This is a genomic window from Rhodococcus sp. P4_C10, assembly GCF_056402135.1.
This window is the reverse complement of the sequence record NZ_JBFUHZ010000003.1, coordinates 95,172-114,921: the sequence shown is the minus strand read 5'-3', so window position 1 is coordinate 114,921 and position 19,750 is coordinate 95,172. Positions and strand designations below refer to the sequence as shown.

22 protein-coding genes and 1 riboswitch are annotated in these 19,750 nt (G+C 70.8%); of the genes, 8 read left to right on the top strand and 14 right to left on the bottom strand.

Features of this window, described 5'->3' with window-relative positions:
* The first annotated feature begins 123 nt into the window (after positions 1–123).
* Positions 124–792, top strand: coding sequence for a hypothetical protein (locus AC1DWC_RS02910; RefSeq protein ID WP_477905981.1), 669 nt, complete (start codon positions 124–126; stop codon positions 790–792).
* Positions 792–1,988, top strand: coding sequence for a PrsW family intramembrane metalloprotease (locus AC1DWC_RS02905; protein WP_477905979.1), 1,197 nt, complete (start codon positions 792–794; stop codon positions 1,986–1,988). Before AC1DWC_RS02910 ends, AC1DWC_RS02905 begins: the two co-directional genes overlap by 1 nt.
* Before the next feature lie 59 nt (positions 1,989–2,047).
* Here AC1DWC_RS02905 and AC1DWC_RS02900 read toward each other — a convergent pair whose 3' ends face one another.
* The 5 genes from AC1DWC_RS02900 to AC1DWC_RS02880 all read right to left on the bottom strand — a co-directional run bounded on the left by AC1DWC_RS02900 (position 2,048) and on the right by AC1DWC_RS02880 (position 6,467).
* Complete coding sequence (locus AC1DWC_RS02900; protein WP_477906026.1) at positions 2,048–3,373, bottom strand: DUF5933 domain-containing protein; 1,326 nt, start codon at positions 3,371–3,373, stop codon at positions 2,048–2,050.
* Positions 3,374–3,465: 92 nt separating this feature from the next.
* Positions 3,466–4,590, bottom strand: coding sequence for a glutamate--cysteine ligase (locus AC1DWC_RS02895; RefSeq protein WP_072846200.1), 1,125 nt, complete (start codon positions 4,588–4,590; stop codon positions 3,466–3,468).
* A 137-nt stretch (positions 4,591–4,727) separates the two neighbouring features.
* Positions 4,728–5,450, bottom strand: coding sequence for a superoxide dismutase[Cu-Zn] (sodC, locus tag AC1DWC_RS02890; protein ID WP_477905977.1), 723 nt, complete (start codon positions 5,448–5,450; stop codon positions 4,728–4,730).
* Positions 5,451–5,544: 94 nt separating this feature from the next.
* The gene (locus tag AC1DWC_RS02885; RefSeq protein ID WP_477905975.1) at positions 5,545–6,102 is read right to left on the bottom strand and encodes a LytR C-terminal domain-containing protein; all 558 of its coding nucleotides are present in this window, start codon (positions 6,100–6,102) and stop codon (positions 5,545–5,547) included.
* Positions 6,103–6,140: 38 nt separating this feature from the next.
* Positions 6,141–6,467 (bottom strand): DUF3263 domain-containing protein, encoded by a 327-nt coding sequence (locus AC1DWC_RS02880; RefSeq protein WP_477905974.1) that lies wholly within the window; start codon positions 6,465–6,467, stop codon positions 6,141–6,143.
* Between the two features lie 206 nt (positions 6,468–6,673).
* Here AC1DWC_RS02880 and AC1DWC_RS02875 point away from each other — a divergent pair, with 206 nt between their 5' ends.
* From AC1DWC_RS02875 to AC1DWC_RS02865, 3 genes are all read left to right on the top strand, one after another.
* Positions 6,674–7,267: a peptide deformylase gene (locus AC1DWC_RS02875; protein WP_072846197.1), complete on the top strand. Its 594-nt coding sequence runs from the start codon at positions 6,674–6,676 to the stop codon at positions 7,265–7,267.
* A gap of 30 nt (positions 7,268–7,297) precedes the next feature.
* A complete protein-coding gene (locus tag AC1DWC_RS02870; protein ID WP_477905972.1) occupies positions 7,298–8,248 on the top strand; it encodes an N-acetylglutamate synthase, CG3035 family in 951 nt (316 codons plus the stop codon).
* Between the two features lie 65 nt (positions 8,249–8,313).
* Entirely contained in the window at positions 8,314–9,129 is an 816-nt protein-coding gene (locus AC1DWC_RS02865) for an exodeoxyribonuclease III (RefSeq protein ID WP_477905970.1), read from the top strand.
* A gap of 8 nt (positions 9,130–9,137) precedes the next feature.
* Here AC1DWC_RS02865 and AC1DWC_RS02860 read toward each other — a convergent pair whose 3' ends face one another.
* Together AC1DWC_RS02860 and AC1DWC_RS02855 are read right to left on the bottom strand one after the other, a co-directional pair.
* A complete protein-coding gene (locus AC1DWC_RS02860) occupies positions 9,138–9,503 on the bottom strand; it encodes a GNAT family N-acetyltransferase (protein ID WP_083577467.1) in 366 nt (121 codons plus the stop codon).
* Positions 9,504–9,671: 168 nt separating this feature from the next.
* A complete protein-coding gene (locus AC1DWC_RS02855; RefSeq protein ID WP_072846226.1) occupies positions 9,672–10,013 on the bottom strand; it encodes a GNAT family N-acetyltransferase in 342 nt (113 codons plus the stop codon).
* Between the two features lie 296 nt (positions 10,014–10,309).
* On the opposite strand from AC1DWC_RS02855, the gene thiC reads away from it, so the two are divergent.
* Both thiC and thiD read left to right on the top strand, forming a co-directional pair.
* Positions 10,310–12,076 (top strand): phosphomethylpyrimidine synthase ThiC, encoded by a 1,767-nt coding sequence (thiC, locus tag AC1DWC_RS02850; protein WP_477905966.1) that lies wholly within the window; start codon positions 10,310–10,312, stop codon positions 12,074–12,076.
* Positions 12,077–12,085: 9 nt separating this feature from the next.
* A complete protein-coding gene (gene thiD, locus AC1DWC_RS02845; RefSeq protein ID WP_072846195.1) occupies positions 12,086–12,925 on the top strand; it encodes a bifunctional hydroxymethylpyrimidine kinase/phosphomethylpyrimidine kinase in 840 nt (279 codons plus the stop codon).
* A gap of 54 nt (positions 12,926–12,979) precedes the next feature.
* Here thiD and AC1DWC_RS02840 read toward each other — a convergent pair whose 3' ends face one another.
* The 6 genes from AC1DWC_RS02840 to thiO all read right to left on the bottom strand — a co-directional run bounded on the left by AC1DWC_RS02840 (position 12,980) and on the right by thiO (position 17,866).
* Entirely contained in the window at positions 12,980–13,732 is a 753-nt protein-coding gene (locus AC1DWC_RS02840; RefSeq protein WP_477840479.1) for an adenylate/guanylate cyclase domain-containing protein, read from the bottom strand.
* 176 nt (positions 13,733–13,908) lie between these two features.
* Complete coding sequence (locus AC1DWC_RS02835) at positions 13,909–14,703, bottom strand: ABC transporter permease (RefSeq protein ID WP_477905964.1); 795 nt, start codon at positions 14,701–14,703, stop codon at positions 13,909–13,911.
* Complete coding sequence (locus tag AC1DWC_RS02830) at positions 14,703–15,650, bottom strand: ABC transporter ATP-binding protein (RefSeq protein WP_477905962.1); 948 nt, start codon at positions 15,648–15,650, stop codon at positions 14,703–14,705. Before AC1DWC_RS02830 ends, AC1DWC_RS02835 begins: the two co-directional genes overlap by 1 nt.
* A gap of 106 nt (positions 15,651–15,756) precedes the next feature.
* On the bottom strand, positions 15,757–16,530 hold the full coding sequence (gene thiG, locus AC1DWC_RS02825) for a thiazole synthase (RefSeq protein ID WP_477905959.1): 774 nt from the start codon (positions 16,528–16,530) through the stop codon (positions 15,757–15,759).
* Entirely contained in the window at positions 16,523–16,741 is a 219-nt protein-coding gene (gene thiS / locus AC1DWC_RS02820; protein ID WP_072846191.1) for a sulfur carrier protein ThiS, read from the bottom strand. The genes thiG and thiS overlap by 8 nt, the downstream gene beginning before the upstream one ends.
* A gap of 51 nt (positions 16,742–16,792) precedes the next feature.
* On the bottom strand, positions 16,793–17,866 hold the full coding sequence (gene thiO / locus AC1DWC_RS02815) for a glycine oxidase ThiO (protein WP_477905958.1): 1,074 nt from the start codon (positions 17,864–17,866) through the stop codon (positions 16,793–16,795).
* Positions 17,863–17,974: riboswitch (TPP riboswitch) on the bottom strand. (Overlaps the previous gene by 4 nt.)
* A gap of 25 nt (positions 17,975–17,999) precedes the next feature.
* On the opposite strand from thiO, the gene thiE reads away from it, so the two are divergent.
* Positions 18,000–18,701 carry a thiamine phosphate synthase gene (thiE, locus tag AC1DWC_RS02810; RefSeq protein ID WP_477905956.1) on the top strand — a complete coding sequence of 234 codons (702 nt, stop codon included), beginning with the start codon at positions 18,000–18,002 and terminating at the stop codon, positions 18,699–18,701.
* Between the two features lie 80 nt (positions 18,702–18,781).
* Here the strand turns inward: thiE and AC1DWC_RS02805 are convergent, their stop codons facing one another.
* On the bottom strand, positions 18,782–19,675 hold the full coding sequence (locus AC1DWC_RS02805; protein WP_477905954.1) for an NUDIX hydrolase: 894 nt from the start codon (positions 19,673–19,675) through the stop codon (positions 18,782–18,784).
* Positions 19,676–19,750 lie beyond the last annotated feature (75 nt).

The window sequence follows — 19,750 nt, the reverse complement described above, 5'->3', positions numbered from 1 at the left end:
GCGCACGATACGGACCACTCCCGAGATTCGGGTTCCACGCGTTGCACTGTCTTGACAATGCTCGATCGGAACTCGTTGCGCTCAGATGCTTTGACCGCGTCCGAAACGAGAGCGAGGGCAACGATGTCCACGACCGGCGTTCACGAGCGGGTGGATCACACCCCGCGATACGAACCGGACGACCGCTGGGTTCCGGTGGATCGGCGATGGTTCGGACTCGATCGCGCCACCTTCGTCCCGGCCGCGATCGTGCTCGCCGTCGCGATCGTGATGAGTGTGATTCTCCCGGCGATCAACAGTTCGGTCTCGTACGACGACGAAGTCGTGGCGGGCGACGTCATGGAACTGGGCGGCGCCATCACCTTCGTGCCCGCCGTCGGCTGGGACATCACCGCCGGCGTCCGTGCGACAGACACCCCGGTGACCGGGTCGTTCCCGTCCAGCGCGACGGTCACCAGCGGCGGCGCCTCCTTCACCGTGCGCACCGCGCCCTTCGCCGGTGACGCGCGCGCCCTGCTCGAGCAGATCAAGGAGACGTCCGACGCCCTGGCCAATGACAGGTCGATGCGGGTGACCGGCGACCCCGTCGACATCACCACCCACAGCGGTGACCGCGGCGTGATGACCCGGCTGTCGAACTCGACCACCGACGGTGTGATTGCCGCCTTCGTCTACGACGGGGCCGGCGTCGAGGTGCTCGCCACCGGACCGGCGGACGTCGACCAAGGGATCACCGAGGACATCGCCCGCATGATCGTGAGCATCGACCACCGAACCGGAGAGGGCTCGTGATGACCACGTCCACCGCCGCGTCGACCGGCGACCTCGCCGCGGCCCGTGCCTCGGCGATCGAGGAATCCGGATGGGGGCGGTCGTTCACGTTCTACCAACCCCGCAGCGCCGCCTTCTGGGTGTACCTGGCGCTCGTGGGCATCGGCGCGTTCCAGTTCGTCTCGATGCTGTCCTCCTCCGCCGGTGCCTACGGCCAGGCCATCGCGGTGTCGGTGGCCCTGTTCACGGTGTACGGCGCGATCTTCTGGTGGTTCACCCACCACATCGACCGGTACGCACGCCAACCCGTCAAACTGATCGTGGCGGCGTTCCTGTGGGGAGGTCTGGCCGCGACCTGGGCGATGGCCGCCAATGCCAACGATGCGATCCTCGCCCTCTACGCCAAGGTGTTCGGTCAGGCCTGGGCGGCGGACTGGGGAGCAGGGCTGACGGCACCGTTCACCGAGGAGACCGCCAAGGGCATCGGACTGCTCCTGCTCATCGCGCTGGCCTCGCGCCTGGTCCGCACCGCGTTCGACGGATTCGTCCTCGGCGCCTTCATCGGACTGGGCTTCCAGATCTTCGAGGACGTGCTCTACGCCCTGAACTCGGCCGCCTCGCAGTTCGGTGCCAACCAGATCGGTGCGGCAATGACCACCGTCTGGCTCCGCATGGGCTTCGGCGTGGCCGCGCACATTCTCTACAGCGCGATCTTCTGCGCCGGACTCGTCTATCTCGTCGGCCGCCCTGCCGAGCCACGACGCGCGGGACGCGGCATCGCGCTGATGGCAACGGCCATGCTGTTGCACGGGCTGTGGGACTCCACCGGCGCCCTCGTCCGCGGCAACAACATGCTGCTCCTCCCCATGTGGGTCCTTCTCGTCGCCGTCGCCCTCGCCATCGTGGTCCGGGTGTTCGGGATGACGGTTCCGCGCGAACGCCAGTTCCTGCACGAGATCCTGGCCCCCGAGGCCGCGGACGGAATCATCACCGAGGACGAACTCACCGCACTGTGCGGAGACAGGAAGACCCGTAGGGCCTTCCTCAAGGCCGCCGGCAGCCGGGCCGACCGCACCCGGTCCGAGCACGTTCTCGAGGCCGCCGGCGACCTTGCCGACGCGCTGGCAGACTCCCACGGGGACGACACCGGGCGGGTCGAATTCGCACGATCCGAGGTCAGCCGGATCCGAGCGGGCCACCCCGCTCCCCGTCCCTGACTCGCCAGTTCGGCGCGCTCGGCGGGTCCTCCGTGGTTGCTCGCGGAGGCCGCCGGGCGTTACGAGTGTCCGGTCACGGCCGAACGCCCACGGTCTCGGTGTCGGGTTCCGGCGTGAGGCTCTCGTGTCCCCCGGCCACACGCGGCGTCGACGCGTCCGCCCCACCGCGCGAGCGCCGTCCCCGATGCCGCGAAGAAGGTCGCATAGAACGCCAGCACCACCGCACCCGTCGCGCCCAGCAAGAGCGGCACGGAGAGCTCCGGGAACTGCGCGATCGGGACCGCCAGGTAGCGGTACGACGCCAGCAGCGCCACGAACACCGCCGCGCCGCCGACCACCAGACGGACCCGGAATCGCCCCCAGCCCCGTTCGGGATCGCGCAGCGCCGCCTCGATGGTCAGGCACAGCACCACGCCGGCCAGCAGGTCCACCGCGTAGTGGTAGCCGAAGCCGAGGGTCGCGGCGAGCGTGCACACCAACCAGAACGTGCCGCCCCAGCGCAGCCAGCGCGGGCCACCCCGCGAGTGCACGAAGATCGCGAGTGCCCACGCGGTGTGCAGGCTCGGCATGCAGTTGCGCGGCGCCGGGGCGTCGAAGGCGAACGTCGCCGGGTCGGTGAAGGTGGGCAGCGTGTGCGGCCAGTAGTCACCGAGCTGGGCGCCCGCGCCGGCGGTTCCGAACGCGAAGTCCGGCCCGACCACCGGGAAGACCAGGTAGAACAGGGGCCCGATCAGCCCGATGACCAGGAACGTCCGCACCAGGTAGTGGGCGGGCCAGCCGTTTCGGAGCTGGTACAGCGCGACGACGATCGCCGCGACCGGCAGTTCGATGTACACCCAGTGCAACACCCCGTAGCCGAGGTCACCCGACGCCTCGACCACCCGGCCCATCACCCAGGACGGGCTGCCGAACGCGCGGTCGGCCAGCTCCAGGTACTGGTCGAGGACCCGCGGCCGGGTCAGCACTGTGATCTGGAGCCAGACGTCGCCGAACTTGGTGGCGAGGATCAGCAGCGCGCCCAGCGCCGCGCCCCGCAGCGCGTCGGCGCGCTGCGAACCGGTCCAGCGGACGGCGGCGACCACCGCGATCCCGACGAGCACCCAGGTCGGGCCGTTGCCGACGGCCGCGGGGCCGCCGGTGAGCAGCCGACCGGCCGCGAAGACAGCGTCCAGTCCCACCGCCGCGCCCACCGCGAGCAGTCGCTGCCGGCCCGTCAGGCCGACCAGCGCGAGCGCGAACCCGGCCCACGGCACCGACATCGACTTGGGCGTCCCGGCGAAGTCCCGGGCCAGGCTCGCGAGCGGCCCCTCGAACCCGTGCCGCGCGGCCAGCACCTGCAGCGCCACCAGCACCAGGGCGAGCGCCGCCGCGCCGATCGTGACCAGTAGACGCGCCCGCGTCCAGCTTCGCCCGGGGATCGACACGGGCGTGGGACTGCTCAGCACTCGTACATAGTAAACGGTGCATGAACAGCGACTTAACGACCTAGTTCGGCCACCAGGGAGTCCACCACCGCGGTCAGGTCTCCGCCCGCCCCGGCGGCCACCGCACGCTGCCGCTGGTACGAGGCGCCGCGCCGCGGGATGTCCGCGACCCGGGCCAGCTCGTCGGCGCAGCCGAGGTCACGGGCGACCGGCGCCAACTGCTCGAGCAGGTCGTCCAGGTCGTCGGTGACGAGCCGCTCGTTGCTGTCCGCGTCGAGGATGATCTCCGCGTCGAGCCCGTAACGGGCGGCGCGCCACTTGTTCTCCTGCACGTGCCACGGCGGCATCCCGGGCAACTCCACGCCGTCGTCGAGACAGCGGTCGAAGTACACCACCAGGCAGTGGATCAGCGCGACGATCGCGCTGAGCTCGGTGCGGGTGGAGACGCCGTCGCACACCCGCACCTCGATGGTGCCCCACTGCGGCGCGGGCCGGATGTCCCAGTGCAGTCCCCCGAGCCGCTCGATGACACCGGTCTTGAGCTGGTCGTGCACGAATCCCTCGAACTGCGACCAGTTCTCGAACTGGAACGGCAGCCCGGCGGTGGGCAGCTGCTGGAACATCAGTGCCCGGTTGCTGGCGTATCCGGTGTCCACCCCCGCCCACATCGGCGACGACGCCGACAACGCCAGCAGGTGCGGGTACTTCACCAGCAGCGCGTTGATGATCGGAAACACCCGCTCCGCCGAGGACACCCCGACGTGCACGTGGACACCCCAGATCAGCATCTGCCGACCCCACCACTGGGTGCGTTCGATCATCTCGTCGTAGTGCGGGGCGCGGGTCACCTGCTGGGAGCTCCACTGCGCGAACGGGTGGGTGCCGGCGCAGAGCAGCTCGACGCCCAACGGGGCGGACGCGCGGCGCAGCAGGACCATGGTCTCGTCGAGGTCAGCGATCGCCTCGCCGACGGTGTCGCACACCCCGGTCACCAGCTCGACGGTGTTGCGGAGGAATTCCTTGTGCAGTCGAGCCGGGTCGAAGCCGTCGATCGACTGCATCGCCTCGAAGACCTGCGGCGCGGTGTTCGACAGATCGCGCGTGGCCCGGTCGACCAGCGCGATCTCCCATTCGACACCGAGTGTCGGCCGGGCGGAACCGGCGAAGTGGACTGCCACGGTGTTGATCCAATCACAGCAAACACACCGACGCCGCGACCGGGAACTGGCATGTGGCCAGCGTCATTCCGGTGCGGCGTCGGGTGTTGTCGACGAAGGCGGACGGCCGTCGTCGGAGGCGACTTGCGGTCGGGTGGCTACTTGATGACGCCGCAGGCCTCGCGGGCGCCCGCGTCGCCGGTGTCCAGCGTCGCCTGGTCCGGCACCTTCGCGCCCTCGGGCAGGCCGTACCGGGTCGGCACGTTGCCGAAGTTGTCCGCACCCGCGTGCACGACGATGGCGGTGCCTGCGCCGTTGTTGCGCAGGTCCTCGATGGTGAAGGCGTCGGTGGAGGTGACCAGGTCGGCGGTGCCGTCCTCGCGCACGTACAGGGACGTCAGGTCACCGCTCTGCGGGTGGCCGGTGTGCCCCGCCGCCTGGAAGTGGCCGCCGGCGGACAGGAAGTCGCCCGGTGCGCCGCCGGTCGGCGCCACCGAGTTGGTCTCGCACTTGCCCACCGAGTGGACATGCAGGCCGTGGAAGCCGGGGGTCAGCCCGGACCCGAGAACGGTGACCGTGACGTGGTCGTCGGCCGACGCGAACACGACGGAACCGACGTTGGTGCCGTCGGCGTTGCGCAGGCTGGTGCGGACCTGGTCGGCGGGCTCGGCACCCTCACCCGCGTGGCCGCCCGAACCGGGGGCGCCCGCGGGGGCCGGCATGCCGGTCCACACCGGCGGCGTGGTGCCGGGAACGTCACTGGGGAATTCGCCGTTGCTGCACGCGGTGAGGCCAACGGCCGCCAACGCGACCATCGGGGCAACGACGCGCCAGGACTTGCGGCCGCGAGTCTGCGTGTCGCGTCGGGTAAGCATGGCCATCAAACCGCTCCTTCAGGTGGGCTGGAAGTGAACTGATCATAGCCAGCCGGGATGGACCGGCCGACCAGGTGTACGACGTACGAGACGGTGACCGCTACTTGGAGGTGACGATCACGATGACGCCGGGTGAGGACGACTCGATGCCCGCGAAGCGCGGCTCGGCGGTGGCGCCGATCTCCGCCGCGATCTCCGTCGCGGCCTGCTTCTCGCTGGCGGAACCGGGGCGGTAGTAGACGGTGGTCTTGGCGATCGTGCCGTCGGCGTAGTTGCCGGTCTCGGACACCGTCCAGCCCTCGGACTCGAGCGTGCTCGCGGTCTCCGCGGCCAGCCCGCTGACGATGCTGTTGTTGAACACACGCACGGGGATCGCGGACCGGTCGAGCGCCGCGGCGGAGGTCGGGAGGCTGGTCGTGGTGACGGCCGCCGAGGTGGTGGCCGTTGGCGGCGTGGTGGGGCGCGCGGATGCGGCAGGGGAGTTGGCCGAGCCCTTGACCGGGGCCACGCTCGGCACGATGGTGGGGGCCTGCGAATCCGAGTCGGACCCGGACAGGGCCATTGCGCCGATGCCCGCGAAGGCGATCGCGAGGGCGATCAGCACCATCGCGAGGGCGCGAAGCGGCGGGCCCGACGGCTCGGGATTCGGGGTGCTCACGTCACCGACCTTAGTTGCCATCGCGCGATCGCCGGCATCTAGGTGATGTCGAATCCGAGGCGGCGGGCAGCCCGGGCCTTCTGCCGGCTGGCCCTCAGCCGTCGCAACCGCTTGACCAACATGGGGTCCGCGGCGAGCGCCTCCGGGCGGTCGACCAGGGCATTGAGCACCTGGTAGTAGCGGGTCGCCGACATGTCGAAGAGGTCCTTGATGGCCTCTTCCTTGGCGCCGGCGTACTTCCACCACTGGCGTTCGAAGGACAGAATGTCGTGATCGCGTCGGGTGAGTCCGTCGGTGCCGACGTCGTCCGCACCCTGCGGCTCGGTGGCCTCGGAATTCCGGCTACGCGCGACTGCGCCGTCCATCTCACTCCCCACTTCGAGCTCTCGCCCAAACTCAGCGATCCCACAAACTACCCCGGCTGCCCGACAGCCTCAGCTGACCGGGCAACGAATCACACACGAACTACACCGCTGTGCTTTCGCAGAATATTGAACCACGGTAGACCCGACCGGGGACTCGCATCCGGTGCGGGCGCGTCGCCGCAGACCGTCCCACTATCCTGGTCAGCATGGCAATCCTTCCCATCGTGATCGTCGGTGACCCGGTGCTGCACGAGCCGACCAAGCCCGTGACCCAGCCCGTGTCCGAGGTCGCCGAACTCATCTCCGACATGTACGACACCATGGACGTCGCGAACGGCGTCGGCCTGGCCGCCAACCAGGTGGGTGTCGGACTGCGCGTGTTCGTCTACGACTGCCCGGACTACGACGCCAGCCCCGACGGCGAGCGTCGCCGCGGCGCCGTGATCAACCCGGTGCTCGAGACCTCCGAGATCCCGGAGACCATGCCGGACCCCGAGGACGACGACGAGGGCTGCCTGTCGGTGCCGGGCGAGCAGTTCCCCACCGGCCGCGCCGACTGGGCGCGAGTCACCGGCCTCGAGGCCGACGGCTCCCCCGTGGTCATCGAGGGCACCGGCTTCTTCGCCCGGATGCTCCAGCACGAGGTGGGCCACCTGGACGGTTTCCTCTACACGGACATGCTGATCGGCCGGCACGCCCGGGCCGCGAAGAAGATCATCAAGCGCTCCGGATGGGGCAAGCCGGGCCTGAGCTGGGTACCGGGCACGGTCGAAGACCCGTTCGGTCACGACGAGTACTGACCCAAGACGACATGAGTACTGACGGTCACGATGAAGGCTGACGCCGTCCTGGGCAGCCGGGTGGTGCTGCGTTACAAGCTGCCGCCCGGTTACCCGCGACCGCTGACGGACATGATCGGCGAGCTGGTCTCGCTCAGCCCCGCCGTCGTGGTCCGATCGCCCGACGGCCGGGTGGTGCAGGTCGCGCCCGACCAGGTGGTCGCGCTCAAGACCGTCGGCCCCCGCCCCGTGCTCACCCGGGAGATCCGGTCGCTCGAGTTCGCGGCCGCCGACGGCTGGCCCGGCACCGAGCAGACCTGGGTCAACGGCTGGCTGGCCCGGTACGGCGACGGCTTCACCCGCCGCGCCAACGCCGCGACCGCGTTGGGCCCGGCCGACCGGATCGGCGACCTGCACAGCGGCGACACCCTCGACCGGCTGCGCGCCTGGTACGCCGAGCGCGGCCAGCCGCTGACCCTGCTGCTGCCGGACCGGCTCGCCACCCCGCCCGCCGGCTGGGAGGTCTCCGGCGAGGTGCAGGTGATGGCCGCGGACATCGCGAACCTCACGCTGCCCGACGGGGAGTCCATGGTCCGGGTCGACGACGCCCCGGACGAGCGGTGGCTCTCGCTGTACCACTACCACGGTGATGCGCTGCCCGCGTCCGCCGCGGAGGTGCTGGGCGCGGTCCGCGAGGGCCGGGTCGGCTTCGGCTCGCTCGGCGGACCCGCGGAGGCGCTGGCCGTCACCCGCGCCGCGGTCACCGAGGCCCCCGACGGCCGTCACTGGGTGGGGCTGTCCGCCGTCGAGGTCGCCGCCGACCACCGTCGACGCGGGCTCGGCATGCTGATCTGCGCCGAGATGATCCGCTGGGGCCGCGACCTCGGCGCCACCCACACCTACGTGCAGGTGGTCGCCGACAACGCGCCGGCGCTCGCGCTGTACGAGTCGCTGGGGATGGTCGAGCACCACCGGTACCGCTACGCCACCGCGCCCGCCTGACCCGCCCGCCGCGTGACGCGGTGGCGGGCGCCCGGCATGTCGGCACCCCGCACTACGCTGACCTCATGCGACTGGCGACGTGGAATGTGAACTCGGTACGGGCCCGCACGGACCGGATCGTGGACTGGCTGGTGCGGACCGAGACGGACGTGCTCGCCATCCAGGAGACCAAGTGCCGGGACGACCAGTTCCCCACCGAACGGTTCACCGACCTCGGCTACGAGGTGGCGCACGTGGGCCTGAGCCAGTGGAACGGTGTCGCGCTGATCTCCCGGGTGGGCCTCGAGGACGTCCAGGTCGGTTTCGAGGGCCAGCCCGGCTTCGCCAAGGAGGTCCCCGACAGCCTCGAGATCGCGACCCCGGTGGTGGAGGCGCGGGCGATCGGCGCCACCTGCGGCGGTGTCCGGGTGTGGAGCCTGTACGTGCCGAACGGCCGTGAGCTGGCGGACCCGCACTACCGCTACAAGCTGGACTGGCTGGCCACCCTGCGGGACGACGCCGCGAAGTGGCTGGCCGAGGACCCCGACGCACAGGTCGCACTCGTCGGCGACTGGAATGTCGCGCCGACCGACGAGGACGTATGGGACCCGGCGTTGTTCGAGGGCAAGACGCACACCTCGCAGCCCGAACGGGATGCATTCGACGCGTTCACCGAGATCGGGTTCGCCGAGGTCACCCGACCGCACACGCCCGGCCCCGGTGTCTACACCTACTGGGACTACACGCAGTTGCGCTTCCCCAAGCGTCAGGGCATGCGGATCGACTTCGCACTGGCCTCCCCGGCACTCGCGGCCCGGGTCACCGGCGCGTCCATCGACCGGGAGGAACGCAAGGGCAAGGGCGCCAGCGACCACGCCCCGGTCGTGGTGGAGCTGGCCTAGTCGGGCGGTCAGTCCCAGTCGTCGACGAGGGGCAGGTACTCGGGGTGCGCCCCGAGGTAGCGCCGCAGGTAGGTGCACACCGGACGGACCCGGATTCCGCGGACCCTGCTCTCCTCGAGCACCTCGCGCACCAGGACGGCCGCCCAGCCACGGCCGCCGAAGTCCTCCTTGACGACGGTGTGCATCAACGCGATGACGTCGCCGTCGCCGAGGCCGCCGACACCGGCGGGCAGTTCGGTGACGCCGTCCGCTGCGCGGTAGCCGAGGATCCCCACCAGTTCGTCGCCGACCCAGAGGTCGTAGCGGGAGTGCGAGGGGTTGTCCTCGACGCAGGCCAGCGCCGGGTCAGCTGGTGCAACGACGGGCCTGGTCACCGTCGCGGCCTGGACTGGTCGCCGCCTGAAGATGTGATCCACACCACCATGTAATCAGCTTCTGTGACTCAGCCAAGCCCAGCCGGAAGATGTGGCCCACTATTCGCCCAATCGTAGCCAAATCGGCACCTGGGGCCACCAGAACCCGGACACCGACCGGGCGATGCCTCACACGGGGACGAGCATGTCCCGGTACTGAGGGTTGTCCACGACGAACCGCTGCAGGTACGTGCACACCGGGCGGACCTTCCAGCCGTAACCGCGGGCCGCGTCGAGGGCCTTGCGCACCATCACCGCGGCCAGTCCACGGTGGCCGAAGTCCTCGACGATCACGGTGTGCATGAACGAGACGACCGGCGGACCGCCCCGTCCCCCACGTCCCGCCCCGCGCGCCCTCGAGTCCAAATCGTAGTAACCGAGAATGCCGACGAGATCGCCGTTGAGCCACAACTCGAAACGGTTCTGAGCTGCATTGTTCGACACTTCCGCGGTCGGCGCCTCTGCAATCATCGACATACTCCTTCACCCTGCGCGTCACCGTAATGTGACGTACGCCACTATATGGCACGGCCCGGCCGTCAGTGTCGATTTCTGTAACAAGTTCCAGTTAGCGGGACGGCGGGGCCCGGACGGGCCCGGCCCGGGTGGTGGGTTCGGCCGGCGGGCGCTATCGTCGCGCTCGACAACTACACATCCCACGGGGGCTCGCACCAGCGGGCTGAGAGGACGGCTAGCTCATTTCGAGCGTCAGGGCCGTCGACCGTATGAACCTGACCGGGTAATGCCGGCGTAGGGAGCGCACCATCATGGGGATCACCCCTGTCACGAAGACCGCTGTCGCGGACACCGCTGTCGCGACCAGCACCGTCACCACCGGCCCCATCGAGGGCAGCAGCAAGCAGTACCGCCAGGTCGACGCCCCCGGCGTGGGCACCCTGTCGGTGCCGGTCCGCCGCGTACACCTCACCAACGGCGAACACCTGGACCTCTACGACACGTCTGGCCCGTACACCGACGCCGACGCGGTGATCGACCTCGAGGCGGGGCTCCCGAAGACCCGCGACGGGTGGCGCAAGCCGGATGCCGTCGACATCGGGGGCGAGCGACGCGACCGGGGATCCAACACAGCGCGCACCCAGCTGGCCTGGGCCCGGGCCGGGATCGTCACCGCGGAGATGCACTTCTGCGCGGCCCGTGAGGGTGTGGACCCGGAGGTGGTGCGCGCGGAGGTCGCCGCGGGGCGCGCGGTCATCCCCGCGAACCACAACCACCCCGAGTCCGAACCGATGATCATCGGCAAGCGGTTCGCGGTGAAGATCAATGCGAACATCGGCAACTCCGCGGTCACCTCGTCCATCGGCGAGGAGGTGGAGAAGATGGTGTGGGCCACGCGCTGGGGCGCGGACAACATCATGGACCTGTCCACCGGCAAGGACATCCACCAGACCCGGGAGTGGATCCTGCGCAACTCCCCGGTGCCCGTCGGCACGGTGCCGATCTACCAGGCCCTCGAGAAGGTGGGCGGAGATCCGGCCGCGTTGACGTGGGAGGTGTACCGCGACACCGTGATCGAGCAGTGCGAGCAGGGCGTCGACTACATGACCGTGCACGCCGGGGTGCTGCTGCGGTACGTCCCGCTCACCGCGAAGCGGGTCACCGGCATCGTCTCGCGCGGCGGCTCGATCATGGCCGCGTGGTGCCTGGCGCACCATCGGGAGTCGTTCCTGTACACGCACTTCGAGGAGCTCTGCGCGATCCTGCGCGAGTACGACGTCACCTTCTCGCTCGGCGACGGCCTGCGTCCCGGTTCGATCGCGGACGCCAACGACGAGGCCCAGTTCGCCGAGCTGCGCACCCTGGGCGAGCTCACCAGGGTCGCGAAATCCCATGGCGTGCAGGTGATGATCGAGGGCCCCGGGCACGTGCCGATGCACAAGATCGTGGAGAACGTCCGGCTCGAGGAGGAGCTGTGCGAGGAGGCCCCGTTCTACACCCTCGGACCGCTGGCCACCGACATCGCGCCCGCATACGACCACATCACCTCCGCGATCGGCGCCGCGATCATCGCCCAGGCCGGCACCGCGATGCTCTGCTACGTCACGCCGAAGGAGCACCTCGGCCTGCCGAACCGCGACGACGTGAAGGTCGGGGTGATCACCTACAAGATCGCCGCGCACGCCGCCGACCTCGCCAAGCAGCATCCGCGGGCGCAGGAACGCGACGACGCACTGTCCAAGGCGCGCTTCGAGTTCCGCTGGCGTGACCAGTTCGCGCTGTCCCTGGACCCGGATACGGCCCGCGAGTACCACGACGAGACGCTGCCCGCCGAGCCCGCGAAGACGGCGCACTTCTGCTCGATGTGCGGCCCCAAGTTCTGCTCCATGCGGATCTCGGCCGACGTCCGCGAGTACGCGGAACGCAACGGGCTGACCGACGCGGCGGCCGTCGAGGCCGGCATGACCGAGAAGTCCGCGGAGTTCGCGGCGGCGGGCGGCCGGGTGTACCTGCCGATGGCGGCGACGGCGGCCGGGGCGTCGGGCACCACCGGCCGCACGGCACCGGCGGATGGATAGGCTCTGGCCGTGAACCTGCTGCCCCTGACCCCCGACGGCGAGACCCCGATCCGCGTCCTCACCATCGCCGGCACCGATTCCGGTGGCGGTGCCGGAATCCAGGCCGACTCCCGCACCATGGCCCTGTGCGGGGTCCACGCGTGCGTCGCGGTCGCGGCGGTGACGGTGCAGAACTCCGTGGGGGTCAGCGGGTTTCACGAGATTCCGCCGCAGGTGGTGGCGGACCAGGTGCGCAGCGTGGTCACCGACATCGGGGTGAGCGCCGCCAAGACCGGGATGCTGGCGTCCACCGCGATCATCGAGGCGGTGGCACAGGTCTGCGGCGAGGTGGGGATCGGCCGTGACCACGCCGTGCCGCTGGTGGTGGACCCGGTGTGCGCATCGATGCACGGCGACCCGCTGCTGCATGCCGAGGCACTCGACGCGGTCCGGAACACCCTGATCCCGATCGCGTCGCTGGTGACGCCGAACCTCGACGAGATCCGCCTGATCACCGGCATCGAGGTGGTGGACGACGCGTCGGCGCGCCGGGCCGCGGAGGCCCTGCACGGGCTCGGCGCGCAGTGGTCGCTGGTCAAGGGCGGGCACCTGCGCACCTCGCCGGACAGCACCGACCTGCTCTTCGACGGCGACACCTTCCACGAGTTCACCAGCCCGCGGATCGAGACCGGCAACGACCACGGCGGCGGCGACACCCTCGCCGCCGCTGTGGCGTGCGCGCTGGCCAACGGGTACCCGATGCCCGAGGCCGTCGAGTTCGGCAAGCAGTGGGTGACCCGGTGCCTGGCGGCGTCGTACGACCTCGGCGCCGGCCACGGTCCGGTGTCCCCGCTCTGGCGCCTGCACTGACGCTCCTTTCTGGTGGCGACCGCTACCAGAGAGGCGCTCAGGCGGCGGAGCCGCCTACCTGGTCAGGGTGAACATCCGCAGGTCGTCGGGGACGCCGCGCGGGGCCGGCGCGAACAACCCGCGCCGGTACGGCCTGGCCCGCAGTCCGAGGGTCTCGAGCGTCTGCGGGTCGAGCGCGTCGAGGGTGTGCGCGGACGCAACGACGTTGCCGTCCGCCCCGGCCTGCATGACCCGGGCGGCGACGTTGACGTCCACGCCCAGCCAGTCGTCGCCCAACTGTCTCGGCATCCCGGTGTGCAGGCCCACCCGCATCCGCGGCCGAAAGCCCTCCTGCTCCACCTCGGCGAGCCGGTCGCGGGCCTCGAACACCGCCTCCAGCGCGCGCTCCGGGTAGGCGAACACGGCCATCAGCCCGTCGCCGAGCCGCTTGACCACATGTCCCCCGCGCTCCACGAACGGCGGTTCCACCGCGCTGGCCACCTGCCGCAGCAGCGTCAGGGTGGCCTCGTCGCCCGCGCCGAGTGACCAACTGGAGAACCCGACCAGATCGGTGAACACGATGGTGACCTGGCGGGTGCCGCGGCCCCGGCCGGTGCGTTCGAGCAGGGCCTGCCAGACCTGCAGGGTGCCGAGGCTCACCTCCCGCGACGCGCCGGGACCGTCCTCGAGCAGCCGGTCCGCGACCCGGGCCATGGCGCGGACGCCGCCGGGTCCGGCGGTCGAGAGCGGATCGCCGAAGGCGGGGTCCCCGGGCAGCGCCCGGCGCGCCCGGCGGACGGCGTCGACGAGCGCGGGTCGGCGGTTCATGGTTCGAAACCAGTCGACCACCGGCTGGGGCGCAGGGTCCTCGCTCACCCTTCGAAGGGTAACCGAGGGTTACAGACAATGTCGGGCTCCGCAGACGGCAGTGCGCGACCGCCACCCCCCACAGTCGGGGCGACGGTCGCGCACGGTTACCGCAGCGTGTCCAGCGCTACGGCAGGTCAGGCGTCGCGGCGGTTCACCAGGAACAGCGAGGCGCCGAAGACGACGGCCACAAAGGCCGCGAAGTAGACCAGGCTGCCCCAGGGCCCCCAGTGCCAGTCCACGCCCTGGTCCGAGCCGAGGAAGTGGTTGGCGTTCATGAACGGCAGGAACGGCTGCACGTTGCGGCCGAAGGTGCCGAACAGGCCGAACAGGCTCTCGATCAGCAGCGGCCACAGCAGCAGCAGGGTGATCGCGCCCGCCGACTGACGCACCAGGGTGCCCACCGCCACCGCGAGGAACACGCAGAGCAGCGCGTAGATCGGCACGCCGTAGATCGCCCTCCAGGCCTCGTCGCCGGTCAGCTTCAGGGCGGCCCCGGCCTCCTCACCGGCGGTGACCTTGGCGATCGCGTAGGCGCCGAAGGTCAGCACGAAGGTCAGGACGGCACCGAACACCCCGATCAGGCCCGCCTTGGTGACCAGCACCGAGTCCCGCCGCGGCACGGCCTGGAACGTGGTCCGGATCAGGCCGAAGCGGTACTCACTGGTGACGGCGAGGGCTGCCATGATCATCAGCACCAGGACGCCGAAGCCCGACACGCCGCCGACGGCGTCCGAGAGTTGGGGCAGGAACGGCTCGAAATCCGGCTTGTCGCCGCTCGCGTTCTCGTTGTTGAAGGCATTGATGCTCGCCTTGGCGCTGAGTCCGATCACCGCGGCGAGGCCCAGGCCCAGCACCACGATGGCGACCGTGCACCACCACGGCGACTTGGTCGAGGTGAGCTTGATTCGTTCTGCGGCCAGAACACCCATCAGAGTGCCCCTCCCATCACTTCTTCGACGCCCGCGGCGTGGTACTGCACGTCGTCACCGGTCAGTTTCATGAACGCGTCCTCGAGCGATCCCTGCTGGGACGCCAACTCGTGCAGCACGATCCCGTTACTACCCGCGATCTGGCCGATCGCGTCGGTGGTGGAGTCGAGCACCACCAGCGCCGCCGCGGCACTCGCCGCGTGGCCGTCCTCGCGCACCGTCAGGCCGTGCGAGGTGAGCACGCTGCGCAGCGCGTCCAACTGGGGGCTGCGGACCCGTACCGTGGACTCGGACGACCGGTCGACGAACTCCTTGACCGTCGTGTCCGAGATCAGCCGGCCACGGCCGATCACCACGAGATGCTCTGCGGTCAGCGCCATCTCGGAGAGCAGATGGCTCGACACGAGGACGGTGCGTCCCTCCGCGGCCAAGCGCTGCATGAACTTTCGGATCCAGACGATGCCCTCGGGGTCGAGGCCGTTGACCGGCTCGTCGAACAGCAGCACCTTCGGGTCGCCGAGCAGCGCGCCGGCCAGGCCGAGCCGCTGCGACATGCCGAGCGAGAATCCGCCGGCCTTCTTGCCGGCCACCTCGGTCAGGCCCACCAGCCGCAGCACCTCGTCCACCCGCGACGACGGGATCCCGTTGGACGCCGCCATCCACTGCAGGTGCGCCTTCGCGGACCTGTTGGGGTGCACCCACTTTGCGTCCAGCAGTGCGCCGACGGTCCGCAGTGGCTGCTTCAGGTCGTGGTACTTCTGGCCGTCGATCAACGCCGTGCCGGACGTGGGCCGGTCCAGGCCCAGGATCATCCGCATCGTCGTCGACTTGCCGGCACCGTTCGGCCCGAGAAATCCGGTCACGATCCCCGGCTTCACGGTGAAGGTCAGGTCGTCGACCGCCTTCGTGGGCCCGAACGTCTTCGTCAAACCCCTCACTTCAATCATGAGGTGAACTCTGCCGGACACCGGAGCCGAGCGCATCGCCCGCAGGTCTCATTCCGGCGTCATCCCCTGGGATGACACTCACCCCGAGACCTCCCCGTGTCCACCCCTACATCGGTGACGACGCCTGCGCCCAGAACCGCTTCGGGATCCGGCCGGCCCGGCGGGCCTGGTACCCGGCGACCACCGCCGACGCCATCGCGGACGCCATCAGCGCCGGGTCCTTCGCCCGCGTCACCGCGGTCGCGAGCAGCACCGCGTCGCAGCCGAGTTCCATGGCCAGCGTCGCGTCGCTGGCGGTCCCGATGCCGGCGTCGAGGATCACCGGAACCCCGGCCGCCTCGACGATCATCTCGATGTTGTGCGGGTTGGAGATGCCCAGGCCCGTCCCGATCGGCGAGCCCAGCGGCATCACCGCCGCGCAGCCCACGTCCTCGAGCCGCTTGGCCAGCACCGGGTCGTCGGTGGTGTACGGCAGCACGGTGAAGCCGTCGTCGACGAGTTGTTCTGCCGCCGAGACCAGTTCGATGGCGTCGGGCAGCAGGGTCCGCTCGTCGGCGATCACCTCGAGCTTGACCCAGTCGGTCTCGAGCGCCTCGCGACCGAGCTGCGCGGTGAGCACCGCCTCGGCGGCGCCGCGACAGCCCGCCGTGTTCGGCAGCGGCGCGATGTCGAGCCGGCGCAACAGGTCCAGCACGCCGGTGCCGCCGGTGGCGTCGATCCGGCGCATCGCCACCGTGGTCAGCTCGGTGCCGGAGGCGACCAGGGCCTCCTCGAGCACGGTGAGGTTGGCGGCGCCGCCGGTGCCCATGATCAGGCGCGAGCCGAAACTGCGGTCGCCGATGGTGAGGGTGCCGGTCCCAGCCGCCGTCGACTCAGCCACCCTGGACCGCCGTGAGGATCTCGATCTCCCAGCCCTTGCCGACCGGGGTGTCCCAGGAGGTGCGCGGCAGCACCGCGCCGTCCACCGCGACGGCGATGCCCTTGGCGGGCAGACCGAGGTGGTCGAGCAGCTGCGCCACCGTCAACGGCTCGGACAGCTGGTGGTCTTCGCCGTTGACGGTGATACCGATGTTCACCGGTGTGTTCGTCATCAATTCCTCATTCGTCGATCGGTGGAAGGAGCCGGTCAGTGGGCGGTGCGGTCAGTGAGCGGGGCCGGTCGGACCGAAGCGGTCCGGCGCGCAGTTCTTGGCCTCGGGCAGCGGCGCGCCGGACAGCTCGGCGACCACCGCGTCCGCGGTCACCGGGGTGAGCAGGATGCCGTTGCGGCCGTGCCCGGCCGCGAGCACCACCCTGTCCGACACCCGGCCGATGATCGGCAGGTTGTCCGGACTCATCGGTCGCAGGCCCGCCGCGGTCTCGTAGAGCTCGTACTCGCCGATGCTCGGCATCAGGATCTGGGCGTCCGCGATCAGGTCCCGCACCCCGCCGACGGTGACCTGGGTGTCGATTCCCGACTCGTGCTGGGTCGCGCCGACCACGATGCCGTCGCCGCGCGGCACCAGGTACACGGGCCGGCCGTGCACGCTGCCACGGATGGTCTGGGTGGGCGCGGGGGCCACCCCGGGGCGATGGTGCAGCCGCAGGATCTCGCCCTTGACCGGGCGCACCGGCAGACCCGGCCACAGCGCGGCGGCCCCGGTGCCGGCCGCCACCACCACCTGGTCGGCGGGCAGCGACTCCGGGTCACCCACCGACTCGGCCACGAACGCGACCCCGGCGGCCTCGCACGCCAGCCGCAGCGCGCGCACCAGCGCCCGGTTGTCCACCGCGGACTCCGTCGAGGCCAGCAGCGCCAGCCGGATGTTGGGGGCCAACGACGGCTCGGCCGCCCTGATCTGCGCCCGGGACAGCAGCTCGAGCCGGTAACCCTGGGTCTCGATCCACTCGGCGACGGTGCGCAGGTCCGCGGCGTCGGCCGCGTCCAGCGCGACCGTCAGGGAGCTGTGCGAGGTGAACAACGGCTCGTCGACGAGGGCACCGAGCTCACCGCCGAAGTCCGGCCACCGCTGCAGCGACGCCGCGCCCACCTGCAGCAGCGCGTCCTCGCCGGGCCACCCCTCGGACAGCGGGGCCAGCATGCCGCCGGCCACCCACGACGCCCCCGAGCCGACCGCGGGGTCGTGGACCGTGACCTTCCAGCCCGCCTGTGCGGACCGCCAGGCGACCGCGAGTCCGATCGCGCCGCCGCCGATCACCGCGAGAGTTCTGCTCACCACTCCACCTCACTCCCTGCGCCGGCATGATCCGGGTCAGGTATGACGGTCAAGGCTCGCGAGCCCCCTCTCAGCCCCGCGTTCGCCGGGACTCCCGTGTCACTTAGTTCGCCATCAGACTACCGTTGAGCACGTGTCCCCCTCGCATTCCGGTAACCATCTGACCCCCCGCGAACGCCTGGCCAGCGCCCGGCTGTACCTGTGCACGGATGCCCGCCGAGAGCGCGGTGACCTGGCACACTTCGCCGAGGCGGCCCTGTCCGGCGGCGTCGACATCATCCAGCTGCGGGACAAGGGCTCGGCCGGCGAACAGAAGTTCGGCCCGATGGAGACCCGCGAGGAATTGGGCGCGCTGGCCGAGCTGGCCGCCGCCGCCCGTAGGCACGGCGCCCTGCTCGCGGTGAACGACCGCGCCGACCTGGCGTTGGCCGCGGGGGCGGACGTCCTGCACCTCGGCCAGGGCGACCTGCCCGTGCACTACGCCCGGCAGATCCTCGGCCAGCGGGTGGTGATCGGGCGCTCCACCGGCAACCGGGCGCAGGCCCAGCTCGCCGCGATCGAGGACGGCGTCGACTACTTCTGCACCGGGCCGGTGTGGGCCACCCCGACCAAGCCGGGACGCGCCGCGTCGGGCCTGGACCTGGTGCGCAGCACCGCCGAGTCGCACCCCGCCCGGCCCTGGTTCGCCATCGGCGGGGTCGACGAGGAGCGGCTCCCCGAGGTGCTCGACGCCGGCGCCGACCGCATCGTGGTGGTCCGCGCGATCACCGAGGCCGCGGACCCGCAGGCGGCCGCCCGGTCGCTGTCCGACGCGCTGGCCCGCAACGCCGGCTGACCCTTCCCCCACTGGTCCCCAATGTCACATCGGGTGTCCGACGGGGAACCAATGTGACATTGGGGACCAACGCGGTGCGGTCAGTCCAGCCAGCCGAGCACGGTCGAGGGCGAGAGCCGGACCACCGTCTCGGGCAGCCGGTCGCGCAACCCGCGGTCGGCGGTGACCACCGCGGTCAACTGCTGTTCGTCCCCGGCCAGCAGGCTCCGAACCCGCTCGACGGCCTGGTCGGCGAAGGGATCGGCCCCGGCCAGCGACGCCAGGGTGTCGTCGCCGCTGCCCGTCGCGACGTGCACCGGAACCCGGTCGCCGACCTCCGCCACCACCCGCGCCTGGCCCTCGAGGACCGCCTCGATCCGCGGCAACCAGCCGAAGCCGCCGTCGGGCAGTTCGAAGGTCCGTGGCAGCGTCCGCGCCAGCTCGGCGAGCAGTTCGCCGGTGGCCCCGACGCGGTCGCGCCACCAGCCGTTCGGGCGCGAGCCCAGCACGTTGGCCGTGTCGAGCAGCAGCCTCACCGGCACCGCCCGCAACGACGGCCAGCTGGCCTCGAAGCCCGGGTGCAGCGGCAGGTCCGCGACGTCCTCCTCGGGCACCCACCGCAGTTCGGTGCTCTCGCCGTTCGGCACCGTCGGCAGCGTGGTCTCCGCGTCGGCGATCACGGTCGTGTACGTCCAGCCGCTGCCCGCCTGCGCGGTGACCCGCTCCGCGCGCACCCGCAGCGCACTTCCGGCGATCCCGGCTTCCTCCTCGGCCTCGCGGACCGCGGCCCGGGTGGTGCTCTCGTGGCTGTCGCGGGCACCACCGGGCAGCGCCCAGGTGCCACCCTGGTGACTCCACTGCGCACGGTGCTGCAGCAACACCGCGGACCCGCCGCTCGGAGCGGGCGCGCGCAACAGCAGCCCCGCCGCACCGAACCGGCCCCACTGGCGGCTGCCGTCGTCGCTCTTCGCCCAGCCGTCTCCGTCACCACGCATCGACTTCGTTCACCCGCTCCACATCAGACCGCGTCGTCAGACCGCCGTCACACCTCGTGCCCCGTCCGAAACTCG